Raw genomic sequence first — 16,324 nt, 5'->3', positions numbered from 1 at the left:
TTGATGCTGTGGGCCTCTGCGCAGTTCCCCCTGTATTCAAGACAACAAAAAAGCCCGGCATAGCCCTAGCACAGCGGCTTGCAGCGTCTACGTCGTGATGCTGCAAGACGTGCCGCAAGGAACCGCCCAGCGCCCCATACCAACTTCCAAGAGACAAGCATGACCCCAAGCGCGACGACCATTTCGGGCGCAACGCCCAGGCAGGACACCAGCCACAACATCGATGCAGACAACGCGCTGTATGCCAAGGTCAGTTGGCGGCTGCTGCCCCTGCTGCTGATCTGCTACATGGTCGCCTACCTGGACCGCATCAACATCGGCTACGCCCAGATCCAGATGAAGCAGACGCTGGATTTCGGCGACGCCGCCTACGGCTTTGGCGCAGGCCTGTTCTTCATAGGCTACTTTTTGTTTGAAGTGCCCAGCAATCTGCTGCTGGAGAAGATTGGCACGCGCAAGACGCTGATGCGCATCATGCTGGTCTGGGGCGTCATCGCCACCGCCATGGCCTGGGTCTCCACCCCCATGCAGTTCTATGTGGCACGCTTTCTACTGGGCGCCTTCGAAGCCGGCTTCTTTCCCGGCGTCATTCTCTACTTCACCTACTGGTATCCCTCGGCACGCCGCGGCCGCGTGATCTCCATCTTTCTCTCAGCCGTCATGGCCATGGCGATTGCGGCCGGCCCGTTGTGCGGCGCCATTCTCAAATATATGGATGGCATCGACGGTCTGCATGGCTGGCAGTGGCTGTTTCTCATCCAGGGTCCTCCCGCCTGCATTCTGGGTCTGATCCTCTACTTCTATCTGCAGGACAAGCCAGCCGACGCGAAATGGCTGACAGACGCCGAAAAAGCGCGCCTGCAACACAACATCGCCAACGACGGCGGCCAAGTTGCTCATCATGGCGGCCACGGGCACAAGGCGGCCCACAGCAGCGCCACTCTGGGCCAGTTGCTGCGCGACCCCAAGGTCTATGCCCTGTCACTCGTGTATTTCATGATGCACGGTGCTACCTATCTGTTTGTCTTCTGGATGCCCACCGTGATTCAGGGCCTGGGCGTGCAGGACGTGCTGCATGTCGGAATCTACTCGGCCATTCCCTTTGTCGCAGGCTTCTTCGGCATGATTGCCTTCGGTGCCAGCTCCGACCGCTTCCGCGACCGCCGCTGGCATTTGTTCATCGCCACCGGTATGGCCATTGCCGGCCTGATCGTCACCCTGCAGATGCACGGCCATCTTGAGGGCTCGCTGATTGCCCTGGCCTTCACGCTGATCGGACTTGCGGCCCTGCCCCCGCTGTTCTTTGCCCTGGTCAGCGACTATCTGTCGCCGGCCGTAGCCGCCGGCGGCATAGCGCTCATCAGCAGCCTGGGCAACCTGGGCTCGGCCGCCAGCCCCACCCTGGCCGGCCTGCTGACCCAGCACACAGGCAACAGACACTACAGCATCTATCTCGTGCTGGTCATGCTGATCCTCTCGGCACTGGTGCTGATGGTGGCAGTGCGCGACTCCAAGACCAGGCGCGGCTAAGCCATGCCCGGCGCGCTTGCCAGGCAGCGCCCGACCCGGATTCATCTGGCTGGCTGATTCGATGCTGAACGCAGAAAATACATTAAAAACGACCGCCAACGCTTACCTGTAAAGCGTTAGAAGCTATCAAAATCATTCCTCAAGCTGCGCTTCGGCCAAGGGATTCGCCTTGTAACTCAGCCAGCCAGCCGCTACAGACTTGCCCGCAGCAGCGCCTGCGCGGCGGTCGTTGGGGTGCGAGCGCCCCTCGCTCACCACCACTTCGGCAAAGTCAAACGGGCTCATGCCCGCTATGCAAGCCACATTCACACCGTACTGATGCGGCGAGGAGCGTCGCTGATGGAAGGTATAGATGCCGCAATGCTTGCAAAAGAAATGCTTGGCCTGCCCGGTGTTGAACTGGTAGAGCGTCAGCGCATCCTGTCCCTGCAGCACCTCGATTCCGCTCAAATCAGCCGACACCGCCACGGCCCCGCGCATGCGGCAAAACGAACAATTGCAGCGCCGCGCGGTATTCAGGCCATCGCTTAACAGAACGGTAAAGCGCACTGCGCCGCAGTGGCAGGCGGCTTGGAGCGGTCGGGAAAAATCGCGGCTGGGGCTAAGCATGGGTTTGTCTCCATCAATACGGTTCTTATATGGCTGGCGCTGAATCAACGGCATCCAATATCGGTCAAATCAAGCTCAAGCGCTCATGCAACAAGCGCAAGAAGCTATGAATCTTAAAAATTTCCCGATCAGGAAATTTTTAACTTGCCGCAACTAATTTAAATACATACTTCCCGTTCGGGAAATTTAACTGGCATCGCGGCGCTCCGATCTAGGTGTGAAATCACGCGTGTGCTCAGGCCAAGCGCCTCAGCGTCAAGGCGCAGCGCTGCTCTATCAGCTGCACGATCTGCGTCACCACGGCATTGCCCGCAAAACCATGCGGTGGCGCGGCCTGCAGCTTGCGCGCGGCAGCGGGTAGTTCGTTCGCCAGCTGCTGCAAACGCTTGCTCGTCGCCGCCTTGGCAAGGCCTGCTTCTTCCGCAAACTGCTCCCAGTGCCTGGCCTCCAGCTCGCTGAACTTGTATTTGCTGCCAATCTTCATTGCCATCTTGGGCGTCAGCTGGGGGTAAATCGCCGTAGCCAGCAGGTCGTAGAACGGTGCCAGCACAGGCGCCCTTCCTCCATAAAGCAGCGAGAAATTCTTGCCATGTGCGTCATGGTTGCCGATCAGGGCATTGAAGATCACCCCATCCAGCAGCCGCAGAACCTGCGGCGCGCTGGGGCGGGTCACGCTGCGCGCCAAGGCAAAGCATTGGGCCAGGCCTGGCCCGCCCTCGTTCTGGTACTTCAGCTCGGGCACCACGCCCAGCGCCTGGCAAAAGTCTTCCTGGTGCAGACGTTGCAGCTGCGCTTGGCCCTGCGCATCGTCCTTCAGCACCCGGTCATAGCGCTTCACCAGCAAAAACGAGCGGCCCAGCACGCTCTGGATTCGGGCATTGGCAGGCCGCAGCCCCATGACCTGGGCCAGCAGCATGCAAAAGCCTTCGTTGGCTACGCTGTCCTCCACCGCATGGATGGCGGGCTTCAAGATATGCGAGCTGGGAGCGCCGTTGCGCGGCAGACCGATACGCACTGCGCCCGGAATGCTGTCGTCCACCACCACGGGCAGCTTGTCCTGCGCCCCGGCCAGCGACAGCCGCAGCCCGTCATCTCCCGCCAGCATGGGGCGGCGCGGCAGCTCGTCCAGCAAGGCGAGCAGCTTTTGATCGCTGAGCCACTCCACATCACCCGATTCCCTGGTCGCCCCAGCCCCGTCAGTCTGCGGCAAGGCTTGCCCTGGTTCCAGAAAGGTCACGGCCCCCGCGCATTCGCCTCCAATATGGTCCAGCAACGCAAAATCGTTCTGGCCCGACACCTGAAATTGCTGGGCAATCAGGCGTCGCATCTGCCCCTCGGGCAGCAGACCGGCAAAGAATGGCCGGGTCTGGTGATCGCCAAAGGGCTCAGCCTGCAGCGGCAGCGACTGCGATAAAGCCGTGGCCTGCGGCAGCGCCAACCATTCGGTCGCATAGGCAAAGCTCAGCCGCCCATGCACCAGCGACAGGCTTCCCACGCGCCGCTCAAACAGCCAGACTTCGAGTTCATGCGTCATGGTCTGCGCCCTCCGTTGCTGCGGCAGCCTGGCCTGCCCCGTCTTCATGCGCCGCTTCCGGCAAGCCGCCCAACTGCAACTCTCCCCCCAGCGCATCGATCACCCGCAGCACATGCTCCAGCCGCACCGTGGGCTTGCCCGACTCCAGATCTACAATAAACCGCGTGCCCACGCCTGCGGCCAAGGCAAGCTGCGGCTGGGTCAGCCCCAGTTGTTTGCGGGCGATGCGCAGGGCCGTGCCCAGTTGGTCGGTGGTGTGGATGGTGGACATAAGGTGGTCTAGCTTGAAAATTCCCGTTCGGGAAATTATGAAGCAGAGCATGCAGAAAGGGAATCAATATTTCCTGATCGGGAAATTCATTGACAGACAAGCTCAAGCACCAACGCCAAAAATTCAAGATAAAACAGGCTCCAGCGCTTATGCATCATGCACTGGCAGCTATCAAAACTAGTCTAAGCGCCCAAAGCAGCACGATCACAGATGGAAAATTGAGAATCAGTCGGCCTCAAGCACTTATGTAGCAAGCACAAGCAGCTATGGAAATATAAAAAAGGCAGCCCGAAGGCTGCCTTTGTTTTAAGCAAGCGAAACGCTCACTTACGTGCGGGTGGCACGTCCGTGCAGGAACCATGCGCCACTTCCGCCGCCATGCCGATGGACTCGCCCAGCGTGGGGTGCGGGTGGATGGTCTTGCCGATGTCCACCGTGTCGGCTCCCATTTCGATGGCCAGGGCGATTTCACCGATCATGTCGCCAGCGTGCGTGCCGACCATGCCGCCGCCCAGGATGCGGCCATGGCCGTGGGCCTCAGGGGAATCGTCAAACAGCAGCTTGGTAAAGCCTTCATCGCGGCCGTTGGCGATGGCGCGGCCGGAGGCAGCCCAAGGGAACAGGCCCTTCTTGACCTTGATGCCTTGTGCCTTGGCCTGGTCTTCTGTCAGGCCCACCCACGCCACTTCGGGGTCGGTGTAGGCCACCGAAGGAATCACGCGGGCGTTGAAGGCGCTGGATGCTAGTTCCTTGTTGCCTTGCAGCTCGCCGGCGATGACTTCGGCGGCCACATGCGCTTCGTGCACGGCCTTGTGCGCCAGCATGGGCTGGCCCACGATGTCGCCAATCGCGAAGATGTTGGGCACGTTGGTGCGCATCTGGATGTCGACGTCGATGAAGCCGCGGTCGGTCACGGCCACGCCGGCCTTGTCGGCGCTGATCTTCTTGCCATTGGGCGTGCGGCCCACGGCTTGCAGGACCAGGTCGTAGGTCTGGGGTTCGGGCACGGTGACGCCGTCCTTGGCAGGAGCGAACGTGACCTTGATGCCTTCGGGCGTGGCTTCGGCCCCCACGGTCTTGGTGTTGACCATGATGTTGTCGAAGCGTGGCGCGTTCATCTTTTGCCAGACCTTGACCAGGTCGCGGTCAGCGCCTTGCATCAGGCCGTCCATCATCTCCACCACGTCCAGGCGTGCGCCCAGTGTGCTGTAGACGGTGCCCATTTCCAGGCCGATGATGCCGCCGCCCAGAATCAGCATGCGCTTGGGCACTTCCTTCAGGTCCAGGGCGCCAGTGGAATCGACCACGCGGGGGTCCTTGGGCATGAAAGGCAGGTGCACGGCTTGCGAGCCCGCAGCGATGATGGCGTTCTTGAACTGAACGATCTTCTTGCTGCCGGTCTTTTCCTGGCCGGAACCGGTGGTTTCTTCGACCTCAATGTGGTTGGCAGACACGAAGTTGCCGTAGCCACGCACGACGGTGACCTTGCGCATCTTGGCCATCTGGCCCAGACCGCCGGTCAGCTTGCCGATGACCTTTTCCTTGTGGCCGCGCAGCTGGTCGATGTTGACTTCGGGAGCGGCAAACTTCACGCCGGCCACTTCCAGGTGCTTGACCTCGTCCATCACGGCAGCCACGTGCAGCAGCGCCTTGGATGGGATGCAACCCACGTTCAGGCAGACACCGCCCAGGGTGGCGTAGCGCTCGACCAGCACGACCTTGAGGCCCAGGTCGGCAGCGCGGAAGGCTGCGGAGTAGCCGCCAGGGCCACCGCCCAGAACGACCACGTCGCAGTCCATGTCCACAGTGCCGGCAAAGTTGCTGGCGACGGGAGCTGGAGCGGCAGCCACGGGGGCCGCCACAGGTGCTGGAGCGGCTGCGGCGGGCGCAGGGGCTGCTGCCTGAGCAGATGCGGCGGCGCCGGCTGCGGCTTCCAGTGTCAGCACCAGCGAGCCTTCGGCAACCTTGTCACCGACCTTGACCTTGATTTCCTTCACGACGCCGGCGTGGCTGGAAGGGATTTCCATGGAGGCCTTGTCGGACTCCACAGTGATGAGGGACTGGTCCACGGCCACGGTGTCGCCGGGGTTGACCAGCAGTTCGATCACGCCCACTTCGGCGAAGTCGCCAATGTTAGGCACCTTGATATCGATGAGGCTCATATGCGCTCCTATCTTGGTTTTTGTCTCTGAGCCACCTGAAGAATCAGGCAGCAAAAACGGTTTTTCTCGGTTTGAAGCCGGACGGTGACGCCTTAGCTCCAATCAAAGGTCTGCAGCACGGTGCGGCTTTGTGGCTCGTAGAACAGCAGAATTTCGCAGTCGCTACCGGTGAACTCGTTGGCATAGGTGCTGGTGATGAACTCGAACGCAGCGCCCGTTTCCGGGTGGATGGGGTGAATGCCGTCATCCGTACCAATGTCGCTGAGCAGCGGGTTGGTCAGATTGCTCCAATTACCACCCCATGCAGGCCCGCCCAGCACCCCGAGCAGATAGCGACCTGAAGTGGAGTCATAGCAATCCGTGCCTGGCTCATACAAGGGCAGCTTGGCAACTTCAGCAGCGTCATCCCAGGGCTTGGCAGCATTCCAGCCATGGGCCAGAAAGTCCCGCCTGGCCTGCCCATATGCCGCGTGCTGGGTTGCGTAATGCAGCTCCATCACATCGCGCCATGAGTACTTGGCCCCGTGGTGCAGTTCAAACGGCGGCTCCACGCCCAGTTTGACCAGTTCACGATGCTGGGTGCGCACCTCGCGCCAGTCGAGCGATTTTTCCGCCCAGTCGGCCCGATCCTGCTCCAGCATGAAGTAGCGCCAGTCACCCAGCAACTCGTACCTGCCTTGTTCGTTGAGCTTGAAAGCCAGCCAGTCAGGCTTGAGCAGCGCATTGCCAAACTCCTCGCCTCCCCACTCCCCGACTTGCCCTTCGTAGGGCTCGCAAGGGGCGACGAGATGAATCGGCCCGCTCCAGGCATCGTCGAGCAAGGCCAGATCGATGGTGACCAGCGGCAGAAAATGCCGCGCGTACTTCTCGACCGGCTCGGCGAAGACGTCAGCCGCATCCGGAAAGGGCCGGATACCGGGGATGACGCCACGCAGATGCTCGATGGGATGCTGTCTCAGGTTCTTCATCTCACTCATGGACTGGCAAGGTGAAGCGCAAGGCATCTAAAAAGATAGCTACTTGCGCAGTTCAGATAAGCGCTACAGGCCGATTTCACTAAAAATCGGCCTGCTTGTCAGCTGCTTAGAGCAGGATGCGGCGGTAGTCGGCCAGCACAGCGCCCAGGTAGGCGTTGAAACGTGCAGCGGCTGCACCGTCGATGACACGGTGGTCGTACGACAGCGACAGAGGCAGCATCAGACGAGGCACGAACTGCTTGCCGTCCCACACAGGCTTCATGGCGCCCTTGGACAGACCCAGGATGGCGACTTCAGGCGCATTGATGATGGGCGTGAAGTTGGTGCCGCCGATGCCGCCCAGAGACGAGATCGAGAAGCAGCCGCCTTGCATGTCCGCAGCGCCCAGCTTGCCGTCACGGGCCTTCTTGGCCAGCTCGCCCATTTCCTGGCTGATCTGCAGAATGCCCTTCTTGTCGGCGTCCTTGAGCACGGGAACGACCAGGCCGTTCGGCGTGTCGGCAGCAAAACCGATGTTGAAGTACTGCTTGTAGACCAGAGTGTCGCCGTCCAGAGAGGCATTGAACTCGGGGAACTTCTTGAGCGCAGCGACCACGGCCTTGATCACGAAAGCCAGCATCGTCACCTTGACGTCGCTCTTGGCCTTGGCGCTTTCGGCATTGGTCTGCACACGGAAGGCTTCCAGCTCGGTGATGTCGGCCTCGTCATTGTTGGTGACGTGAGGGATGACCACCCAGTTGCGGTGCAGATTGGCACCCGAGATCTTCTTGATGCGAGACAGTTCCTTGCGCTCGACAGCGCCAAACTTGGCGAAGTCGACCTTGGGCCAGGCCAGCACTTCCAGGCCGCCGACGTTGCCGCCGGACGACTTGGGAGCCACAGCCTGCTGGGCCAGGGTCTGCACGGCGCCAGCCATCACCGACTTGGTGAAGGACTGGATGTCTTCCGCCGTGATACGGCCCTTGTTGCCCGAGCCCTTGACTTCTGCCAGAGGCACGCCCAGTTCGCGAGCGAACTTGCGCACCGAAGGCGAGGCATGGGGCAGCTGACCCGAAGGAGCCACGGTGGGGTTGTGGGCCGCAGGTGCTGCCACAGGAGCAGCAGCGGCCACGGGAGCTGCAACCACGGGTGCAGGTGCTGCCGCCACAGGAGCGGCAACCGGAGCTGCCACGGGAGCGGCGGCCTGCACGGGAGCAGTTGCTGCGCCCTGCACCGTCATCTGGCCGACCACGTCGCCCACGTTGACGGTGTCACCCAGCTTGATGGTCAGCGCCGTGATGGTGCCTGCCGAGGGTGAAGGGATTTCCATCGAGGCCTTGTCGGACTCCACGGTGAACAGCGATTGCTCGACGGCCACGGTATCGCCCACCTTGACCAGCATCTCGATCACGGCCACGTTCTTGAAGTCGCCGATATCGGGGATCTTGATGTCCACGGTGGAAGACGCTGCGGGAGCGGCAGCCACAGGGGCTGCAGCCACGGGAGCAGGAGCAGCGGCCACAGGGGCAGCCACAGGTGCGGGTGCTGCGGCGGCAGGTGCGGGAGCCGCGTCGGCGGTTTCCAGCATCACGACCACGGAGCCTTCCTTGACCTTGTCGCCCAGGGCAACCTTGATTTCCTTGACCACGCCAGCCTGGCTGGAGGGGATTTCCATGGAAGCCTTGTCGGACTCCACGGTAATCAGGGATTGCTCGACCTTGATGGTGTCACCCACCTTGACCAGCACTTCGATCACGCCGACTTCGGAGAAGTCGCCAATATCGGGGACCTTGATTTCTGTCAATGCCATGTTATCTGTCTCCCCTTCTTAGGCGTGCAGCGGGTTGATCTTGTCGACGTTGATGCCGTACTTCTTGATCGCTTCGGCCACGGTCGTGGCGTTGATCTTGCCTTCATCGGCCAGACCACGCAGTGCAGCCACCACGATGTAATGACGGTTGACTTCGAAGTGTTCACGCAGCTTGGCGCGGAAGTCCGAACGACCGAAGCCGTCGGTACCCAGCACCTTGTAGGTACGGCCCTTGGGCATGTAGGGACGGATCTGCTCGGCGTAGGCCTTCATATAGTCGGTCGAGGCGACCACGGGGCCGGGATGGGCAGCCAACTGCTGGGACACGAAGGGAACCTTGGCGGCTTCCAGCGGATGCAGCATGTTGAAGCGGTCCACTTCCTGACCTTCGCGGGTCAGTTCGTTGAACGACGGGCAGCTCCAGACGTCGGCGGCAACACCCCAGTCCTTTTCCAGCAGTTCCTGGGCGAAGAAGGACTCGCGCAGGATGGTGCCGGAGCCCAGCAGTTGAACGCGCAGGCCGCTCTCGGGCACCTTCTGGCCAGGCTTGACCATGTACATGCCCTTGAGGATCTGCTCTTCCGTGCCGGCTTCCAGGCCAGGCATGGGGTAGTTTTCGTTCAGCAGCGTGATGTAGTAGAAGATGTTTTCCTGGTTCTGCACCATGCGACGCAGACCGTCCTGCATGATCACGGCCACTTCGTGAGCGAAGGTGGGGTCGTAGGACACGCAGTTGGGGATGGTATTGGCCAGGATATGGCTGTGACCATCTTCGTGCTGCAGGCCTTCGCCGTTCAGCGTGGTACGGCCCGAGGTGCCGCCCAGCAGGAAGCCGCGCGCTTGCAGGTCGCCAGCCGCCCAGGCCAGGTCGCCGATACGCTGGAAGCCGAACATCGAGTAGTACACATAGAACGGGATCATGACCCGGTTGCTATGGCTGTAGCTGGTGGCTGCAGCGATCCAGCTGGACATGCCGCCGGCTTCGTTGATGCCTTCCTGCAGGATCTGGCCGGCCTTGTCCTCGCGGTAGTACATCACCTGGTCCTTGTCGACCGGGGTGTATTGCTGACCGTGGGGGTTGTAGATGCCGACCTGACGGAACAGGCCTTCCATACCGAAGGTACGGGCCTCGTCCACCAGGATGGGCACCACGCGGGGGCCGATGTTCTTGTCACGCAGCAACTGCGTCAGGAAACGCACATAAGCCTGGGTCGTGGAGATTTCACGGCCTTCGGGTGTGGGCTCCAGGATGGCCTTGAAGGTGTCCAGCGCAGGAGCGGTGAACTGCTCGTCAGCTTGCTGGCGACGGTGCGGCAGATAGCCGCCCAGAGCCTTGCGACGCTCGTGCAGATACTTCATTTCCGGCGTATCGTCGGCCGGCTTGTAGAAGGGAATGTCCGCGATCTGACTGTCGGGGATCGGGATGTTGAAGCGGTCGCGGAAGGCCTTGATGTCCTCGTCGCTCAGCTTCTTGGTCTGGTGAACGTTGTTCTTGCCTTCACCGATCTTGCCCATGCCGAAGCCCTTGACGGTCTTGACCAGCAGCACGGTAGGCTGACCCTTGTGGCCGTTGGCAGCGGCGAATGCTGCGTAGACCTTCTGCGAATCGTGGCCACCGCGGCGCAGATTCCAGATTTCATCGTCGGACATGTGCTCGACCATCTTCAGGGCGCGAGGATCGCGACCGAAGAAATGCTGGCGAACGTAGGCACCATCGTTGGCCTTGAAAGCCTGATAGTCGCCGTCGTTGCACTCCATCATGATCTTCTTGAGCACGCCGTCCTTGTCCTTGGCCAGCAGCTCGTCCCAGCCCTTGCCCCACAGCAGCTTGATGACGTTCCAGCCGGCACCGCGGAATTCGCCTTCCAGCTCCTGGATGATCTTGCCGTTGCCGCGCACAGGACCGTCCAGGCGCTGCAGATTGCAGTTGATCACGAAGACCAGGTTGTCCAGGTTCTCGCGCGAAGCCAGACCGATGGCGCCCAGGGATTCCACTTCGTCCATTTCACCGTCGCCGCAGAACACCCAGACCTTGCGGTTTTCGGTGTTGGCAATGCCGCGTGCGTGCAGATACTTCAGGAAACGCGCCTGGTAGATGGCCATCAGCGGGCCCAGGCCCATGGACACCGTGGGGAACTGCCAGAAGTCGGGCATCAGCTTGGGGTGGGGGTAGCTCGACAGCCCCTTGCCGTCCACTTCCTGGCGGAAGTTCAGCAGTTGCTCTTCAGAGATACGGCCTTCCAGGTAGGCGCGGGCATAGATGCCGGGCGAGACGTGACCCTGGATGTACAGGCAGTCGCCGCCGTGGTTTTCGTTCTCGGCATGCCAGAAATGGTTGAAGCCGGCCGCAAACATATTGGCCAGCGAAGCGAAGGAGCCGATGTGACCGCCCAGATCACCACCTTCGGGGGGGTGAATACGGTTGGCCTTGACCACCATGGCCATGGCGTTCCAGCGCATGTAGGCACGCAGACGACCTTCGATCTCGAGGTTGCCGGGGCACTTTTCTTCCTGATCGGCCTCGATGGTGTTCACGTAGCCTGTATTGGCCGAGAAAGGCATGTCCACGCTGTTCTGGCGCGCGTGTTCAAGCAGATCCTCGATCAGCTTGTGAGCATAGTCCGCACCTTCGCGGTCGATCACCGCAGAGAGGGCATCCATCCACTCGCGCGATTCTTGTTGGTCCAGGCCGGCAGGAAAGCCAGCGCCTTTGGGATCAGTCTGAGCTGTCATTGTGAGTGTCTCCTTCGAGAGGGGGTAGCTTTATCACGAAGCAGTGAGTGCGGCATCACACGGGTGCGGCAAGCGCCACACCGCATAACGCGTGGCACAGCACCTTCGGGTGCTCCCCGGATTAAACCGATTCACTGTGTCGATCGCTGGCGAGTTTCGCACATTTTTTTCAAATTTCAAATTGTGCTTTGTGATTTCACTATATAAAAAAATGCTGCAAATGCACATACAGTGAAGCCTCTATAGATTGTCTTTTACGCGACAGAAATAGTCGCAGATTCCACTAGGTCTCTCCCCTACACTGGAGGCATGCAAACAAGCAATCACGAACGAGAAAAAGAGGACGCAAAAAGCGCGCAATCCGTTGCATCCCCTGTGCGCTGGTGGCGTAGCTGGTGGCGCAGCCTGTCGCCGACCCGGCAGGATCGCTATGCCGCGCTCGCGCCGCTGGCGTCGGTGCTGATGTTCATGGCTGCAATCATTGCGTCGTTCTGGTATTTGCGCACGGAAGAAGTGGATCGCGAGCAGGAGGCACTGCGCCGCGACGTGGAATACGCCCAACAACGCGTGCGCCTGCGCCTGCTGGAGCGCCAGGAGCAACTGATGCGCATGGCTCGTGACATCGGCAACCGAGAGATGCGCAAAGCCGACTTCGACGGTCGCACCGAAGCGTTGATCAGCCAATACCCCGAGCTGCAATCGATTACCTGGATCAATGACAAGCGTCAGGTTGTGTACAGCCAGTCAGCTCCGACGGTGGCCACGGATCAGCTGCGCGCCGTGGGAGAAAGCCTGCATCAGGGCGAGACCCTGCAAGCCTATGAGCAAGCCCGCGAGATGCTGCAGCCCATCTATGTGCAGGAAAAAGCCCAGCCCAATGAGTTGCCGCCACTGCTGCAACTGCATGTGCCAATCAGCGCCAACAGCCGCTACCAGGGCGAGCTGCTGGCCGAGTTTTCGGTGGACAGTCTGCTGCGCTATGGCACGCCCACGGAAGTGATGGCCCGTTACGCCATCACCATGCGCGATGCCGACAACCATGTGCTGGCCGGCACTCCGCTGGCACCGCGCAAGACGCCTACCGAGCTGCTGCACTGGCGTGCCATTGCGAATGAATACGAAGTGCCCGTCTCCCCGGTGGGCACGGCGCTGATGATGCGCGCCCAAGCCTATCAGACCTCGCTGGGCGTAGTCGGTAGCGGCCTGTTCTGGCTGGTGGGCACCTTGTCGGCCATGACGGCCTGGCTGCTGCTGGCCACCTGGCGCCACACACGCCGACGTCAGCGTGCTCAGGAGGCCCTGGTGGCCGAGACCAACTTCCGTCGTGCCATGGAAAATTCCGTGCTGACGGGCATGCGAGCACTGGATCTGCACGGCCGCATCACCTATGTGAACGCAGCCTTCTGCCAGATGACGGGCTGGAGCGAGAAGGATCTGGTCGGCCAGGTTCCACCCTATTCCTACTGGCCCGATAACGACTACGACAATCTGCATTCACAGCTGCGCGAAGAGCTGTCGGGTAAGACCATCGTTGGCGGCTTTCAGGTACGTGTGAAGCGCAAGAACGGCAGCCTGTTCGACGCGCGCCTGTATGTATCGCCGCTGATTGATGCCCACGGCCAGCACACGGGGTGGATGTCGTCCATGACGGACATTACCGAGCCCAACCGGATTCGCGAACAGCTGTCTGCCTCGTACGAGCGTTTCACCATTGTGCTGGAGGCGCTGGATGCCTCTGTTTCCGTGGCCCCTCTTGGAAGTGCCGAACTGCTGTTTGCCAACAAGCTGTACCGTCAGTGGTTTGGCTCGCACACCGAAGGACATCTGCAACTGGTCGCCCAGGCCGGCAAGCTGCCGGTTCGCCACCAGCCCGAAGCCGAGAACGAAGACGGCCTCATGGGCTTGCCTACGGACACGCTGACTGCCGCACGCAGCGAGAACGCCGAGATCTTCGTGCCCAGCCTGGGCAAATGGCTGGAAGTCCGCTCGCGCTATCTGAGTTGGGTGGACGGCCGCCTGGCCCAGATGGTGATTGCCACCGACATCACCCAGCGCCGCCTGGCCGAGGAACAGGCTGCAGCCCAGGCAGAAAAGGCCCAGACCGCCAGCCGCCTCATCACCATGGGCGAGATGGCATCCAGCGTGGCGCACGAGCTCAACCAGCCCCTGACCGCCATCAGCAATTACAGCTCCGGCATGCTGACACGCTTGGAAAACGGCACGCTTACACCCGAACAGATGAAGTTCGCACTGGAAAAGACGGCACATCAGGCACAGCGTGCCGGGCAGATCATTCAACGCATCCGCTCCTTCGTGAAAAAGAGCGAGCCCAATCGCATGCTGGCCCAGGTAGGCGAGATGGTGAACGAGGCGCTGGAGCTGGCCGGTATCGAGTTGCGCCGCCGCAATGTGCAGCTGACCTCGCATATTGCCGAACGCATGCCGCCGGTAATGGCCGATGCCATCCTCATTGAGCAAGTTCTCATCAATTTGATGAAAAACAGTGCTGAGTCAATTGATATGTCCGACCGCCCGCTGGGCCAACGCAATGTGGAACTGCGCGTGCGCCCCCAGGTCTTTGAAAGCCTGCCGGGTGTGGAGTTCACCGTGGAAGACACGGGCAAGGGCCTGCCGCCGGAAGTGTTGGAACACTTGTTCGAGGCCTTCTTCTCCACCAAGAGCGAAGGCATGGGCATAGGCCTGAACCTTTGCCGCTCGATTGTCGAATCACATCAGGGTCGAATGCATGCCGAGAACCTCTACAATGGAAGCGAAGTCACTGGTTGCCGGTTCTCATTCTGGCTACCGTTGGCAACGGGTGTGGAGACGACAACACTCACCACGACAAGCGAACCCATAAAGAGGACGATTGCATGAGTTTGATTCCCAAAAAAGGCACTGTTTACGTAGTTGACGACGACGAAGCAGTCCGTGATTCGCTGCAATGGCTGCTGGAAGGCAAGGACTACCGCGTGCGTTGCTTTGACTCCGCCGAGACCTTTTTGTCGCGCTACGACCCACGCGAAGTGGCTTGCCTGATCGTCGACATCCGCATGGGCGGCATGACCGGCCTGGAACTGCAGGACCGACTGATCGAGCGCAAGTCTCCTCTGCCCATCGTCTTCATCACCGGTCACGGCGATGTGCCCATGGCCGTGAACACCATGAAGAAAGGCGCGCTGGACTTCATCCAGAAGCCTTTCAACGAAGAAGAGCTGCTGGGTCTGGTCGAGCGCATGCTGGATCACGCCCGCGAAGCCTTTACCGGCCACCAACAGGCCGCCAGCCGCGATGCTCTGCTGGCCAAGCTCACCGGCCGCGAAGCCCAGGTGCTCGAGCGCATCGTCGCCGGCCGCCTGAACAAGCAGATCGCCGACGATCTGGGCATCTCCATCAAGACCGTGGAAGCCCACCGCGCCAACATCATGGAAAAGCTCAACGCCAACACCGTGGCCGATCTGCTCAAGATCGCACTGGGCCAGGGCCAGACCAGCGCTGCGGCCAAAGCGGCGGCTGCCGTCAATTAAGTGCTCCCCGCGAAATCGGAAGCCACTCCAATCGCGAGATAATCCAAGGAGCACTGGCCAGGCCTCGCGCTTTAGCCAACTCCTATTCTGATAGCTGCTAGTGCTTGTTCATCAAGGGCTAGCAGCATTTTTTATTGGTACTCCAGCAATGACAGCCCAACTCATCGACGGCAAAGCCCTCTCCGAACAACTGCGCAAGGAAGTCGCCACCCGCGCGGCAGCGCTCAAGGCCAAGGGCGTAACGCCCGGTCTGGCCGTAGTTCTGGTGGGCGACAACCAGGCCTCCCAGGTCTACGTGCGCAACAAGGTCAAGGCCTGCGAAGACGTGGGCTTCCACTCGGTGCTGGAAAAGTACGATGCCTCCATGACCGAAGCCGAACTGCTGGCACGTGTCGAAGCGCTGAACAACGACCCCAGCATTCACGGCATTCTGGTGCAACTGCCCCTGCCCAAGCACATTGACGACCACAAGGTCATCGAAACCATTTCCCCCGCCAAGGATGTGGACGGCTTCCACGTGGCCAGCGCCGGCGCACTGATGGTCGGCGAAGTCGGCTTCAAGGCCTGCACGCCCTATGGCTGCATGAAGATGCTGGAATCCATCGGCATGAAGGATCTGCGCGGCAAGCACGCCGTGGTCATCGGCCGCTCCAACATCGTGGGCAAGCCCATGGCCATGATGCTGCTGGCCGCCAATGCCACGGTCACCGTCACCCACAGCGGCACCGCCGATCTGGCTGCCATGACTCGCCAGGCCGACATCATCGTCGCGGCCGTGGGCAAGGTGGATGTGCTGACCGCCGACATGGTCAAGCCCGGTGCAGTGGTCATCGACGTGGGCATGAACCGCAATGCCGAAGGCAAGCTCTGCGGCGACGTCGACTTCAACGGCGTCAAGGAAGTTGCTGGCTACATCACCCCTGTGCCCGGTGGTGTCGGCCCCATGACGATTACCATGCTGCTGGTCAACACCATGGAATCGGCAGAGCGCGCCGCTGCCTGACGCCCTCCGAGCCGCCCCGCGACTTCTCCCTCTCTGGCTCTGATTGCACGAGGGGGACGACAGCTTTGCTGCGCGGTGGCGCTTGCACGCAGTCCTAGCGTGAGCACGCTTCTGACCACAGGCTGACGCTATGAACGCGATAGCAATAAATACCCTGAGAGCGCTTGATTTTCCCGACCTTGCCGGCAC

Annotated in this window: 11 protein-coding genes; 4 read left to right on the top strand and 7 right to left on the bottom strand. The window is 60.9% G+C overall.

Going from position 1 to position 16,324, the window contains the following annotated elements; translation table 11 throughout:
• Positions 1-159: 159 nt before the first annotated feature.
• Entirely contained in the window at positions 160-1,530 is a 1,371-nt protein-coding gene (locus MPZ60_RS12110) for an MFS transporter (protein ID WP_034355877.1), read from the top strand.
• 132 nt (positions 1,531-1,662) lie between these two features.
• Here the strand turns inward: MPZ60_RS12110 and MPZ60_RS12105 are convergent, their stop codons facing one another.
• The 7 genes from MPZ60_RS12105 to aceE form a co-directional block, all read right to left on the bottom strand.
• Positions 1,663-2,139: a GFA family protein gene (locus MPZ60_RS12105; protein WP_080746107.1), complete on the bottom strand. Its 477-nt coding sequence runs from the start codon at positions 2,137-2,139 to the stop codon at positions 1,663-1,665.
• 235 nt (positions 2,140-2,374) lie between these two features.
• Positions 2,375-3,673, bottom strand: a complete 1,299-nt coding sequence (locus MPZ60_RS12100) for a type II toxin-antitoxin system HipA family toxin (protein WP_034355871.1) — start codon at positions 3,671-3,673, stop codon at positions 2,375-2,377.
• A complete protein-coding gene (locus MPZ60_RS12095) occupies positions 3,663-3,944 on the bottom strand; it encodes a helix-turn-helix transcriptional regulator (RefSeq protein ID WP_034355868.1) in 282 nt (93 codons plus the stop codon). The genes MPZ60_RS12100 and MPZ60_RS12095 overlap by 11 nt, the downstream gene beginning before the upstream one ends.
• A gap of 323 nt (positions 3,945-4,267) precedes the next feature.
• Positions 4,268-6,106, bottom strand: a complete 1,839-nt coding sequence (lpdA, locus tag MPZ60_RS12090; RefSeq protein ID WP_034355865.1) for a dihydrolipoyl dehydrogenase — start codon at positions 6,104-6,106, stop codon at positions 4,268-4,270.
• Between the two features lie 92 nt (positions 6,107-6,198).
• Positions 6,199-7,074, bottom strand: coding sequence for a hypothetical protein (locus MPZ60_RS12085; protein WP_034355862.1), 876 nt, complete (start codon positions 7,072-7,074; stop codon positions 6,199-6,201).
• Positions 7,075-7,189: 115 nt separating this feature from the next.
• On the bottom strand, positions 7,190-8,872 hold the full coding sequence (gene aceF, locus MPZ60_RS12080) for a dihydrolipoyllysine-residue acetyltransferase (protein WP_034355859.1): 1,683 nt from the start codon (positions 8,870-8,872) through the stop codon (positions 7,190-7,192).
• Positions 8,873-8,890: 18 nt separating this feature from the next.
• Entirely contained in the window at positions 8,891-11,605 is a 2,715-nt protein-coding gene (gene aceE / locus MPZ60_RS12075) for a pyruvate dehydrogenase (acetyl-transferring), homodimeric type (protein WP_034355857.1), read from the bottom strand.
• A gap of 309 nt (positions 11,606-11,914) precedes the next feature.
• On the opposite strand from aceE, the gene MPZ60_RS12070 reads away from it, so the two are divergent.
• From MPZ60_RS12070 to folD, 3 genes are all read left to right on the top strand, one after another.
• Positions 11,915-14,482: a PAS domain-containing sensor histidine kinase gene (locus MPZ60_RS12070; RefSeq protein ID WP_012838307.1), complete on the top strand. Its 2,568-nt coding sequence runs from the start codon at positions 11,915-11,917 to the stop codon at positions 14,480-14,482.
• Positions 14,479-15,132: a response regulator transcription factor gene (locus MPZ60_RS12065; protein ID WP_003055354.1), complete on the top strand. Its 654-nt coding sequence runs from the start codon at positions 14,479-14,481 to the stop codon at positions 15,130-15,132. The genes MPZ60_RS12070 and MPZ60_RS12065 overlap by 4 nt, the downstream gene beginning before the upstream one ends.
• A gap of 148 nt (positions 15,133-15,280) precedes the next feature.
• Positions 15,281-16,135: a bifunctional methylenetetrahydrofolate dehydrogenase/methenyltetrahydrofolate cyclohydrolase FolD gene (folD, locus tag MPZ60_RS12060; protein WP_034355854.1), complete on the top strand. Its 855-nt coding sequence runs from the start codon at positions 15,281-15,283 to the stop codon at positions 16,133-16,135.
• Positions 16,136-16,324: the final 189 nt, after the last annotated feature.

Origin of the sequence: Comamonas sp. 7D-2, from assembly GCF_022749555.1 — a bacterium.
In the GTDB taxonomy this organism is placed as follows: domain Bacteria; phylum Pseudomonadota; class Gammaproteobacteria; order Burkholderiales; family Burkholderiaceae_C; genus Comamonas; species Comamonas thiooxydans.
The sequence above is the reverse complement of the archived record's forward strand: the minus strand, read 5'-3'. Positions and strand labels throughout refer to the sequence as shown.

Coding starts and splice junctions, on each gene's coding strand:
- MPZ60_RS12110 (WP_034355877.1), top strand. CDS start 160: ATGACCCCAAGCGCGACGACCATTTCGGGCGCAACGCCCAGGCAGGAC.
- MPZ60_RS12105 (WP_080746107.1), bottom strand. CDS start 2,139: ATGCTTAGCCCCAGCCGCGATTTTTCCCGACCGCTCCAAGCCGCCTGC.
- MPZ60_RS12100 (WP_034355871.1), bottom strand. CDS start 3,673: ATGACGCATGAACTCGAAGTCTGGCTGTTTGAGCGGCGCGTGGGAAGC.
- MPZ60_RS12095 (WP_034355868.1), bottom strand. CDS start 3,944: ATGTCCACCATCCACACCACCGACCAACTGGGCACGGCCCTGCGCATC.
- lpdA (WP_034355865.1), bottom strand. CDS start 6,106: ATGAGCCTCATCGATATCAAGGTGCCTAACATTGGCGACTTCGCCGAA.
- MPZ60_RS12085 (WP_034355862.1), bottom strand. CDS start 7,074: ATGAAGAACCTGAGACAGCATCCCATCGAGCATCTGCGTGGCGTCATC.
- aceF (WP_034355859.1), bottom strand. CDS start 8,872: ATGGCATTGACAGAAATCAAGGTCCCCGATATTGGCGACTTCTCCGAA.
- aceE (WP_034355857.1), bottom strand. CDS start 11,605: ATGACAGCTCAGACTGATCCCAAAGGCGCTGGCTTTCCTGCCGGCCTG.
- MPZ60_RS12070 (WP_012838307.1), top strand. CDS start 11,915: ATGCAAACAAGCAATCACGAACGAGAAAAAGAGGACGCAAAAAGCGCG.
- MPZ60_RS12065 (WP_003055354.1), top strand. CDS start 14,479: ATGAGTTTGATTCCCAAAAAAGGCACTGTTTACGTAGTTGACGACGAC.
- folD (WP_034355854.1), top strand. CDS start 15,281: ATGACAGCCCAACTCATCGACGGCAAAGCCCTCTCCGAACAACTGCGC.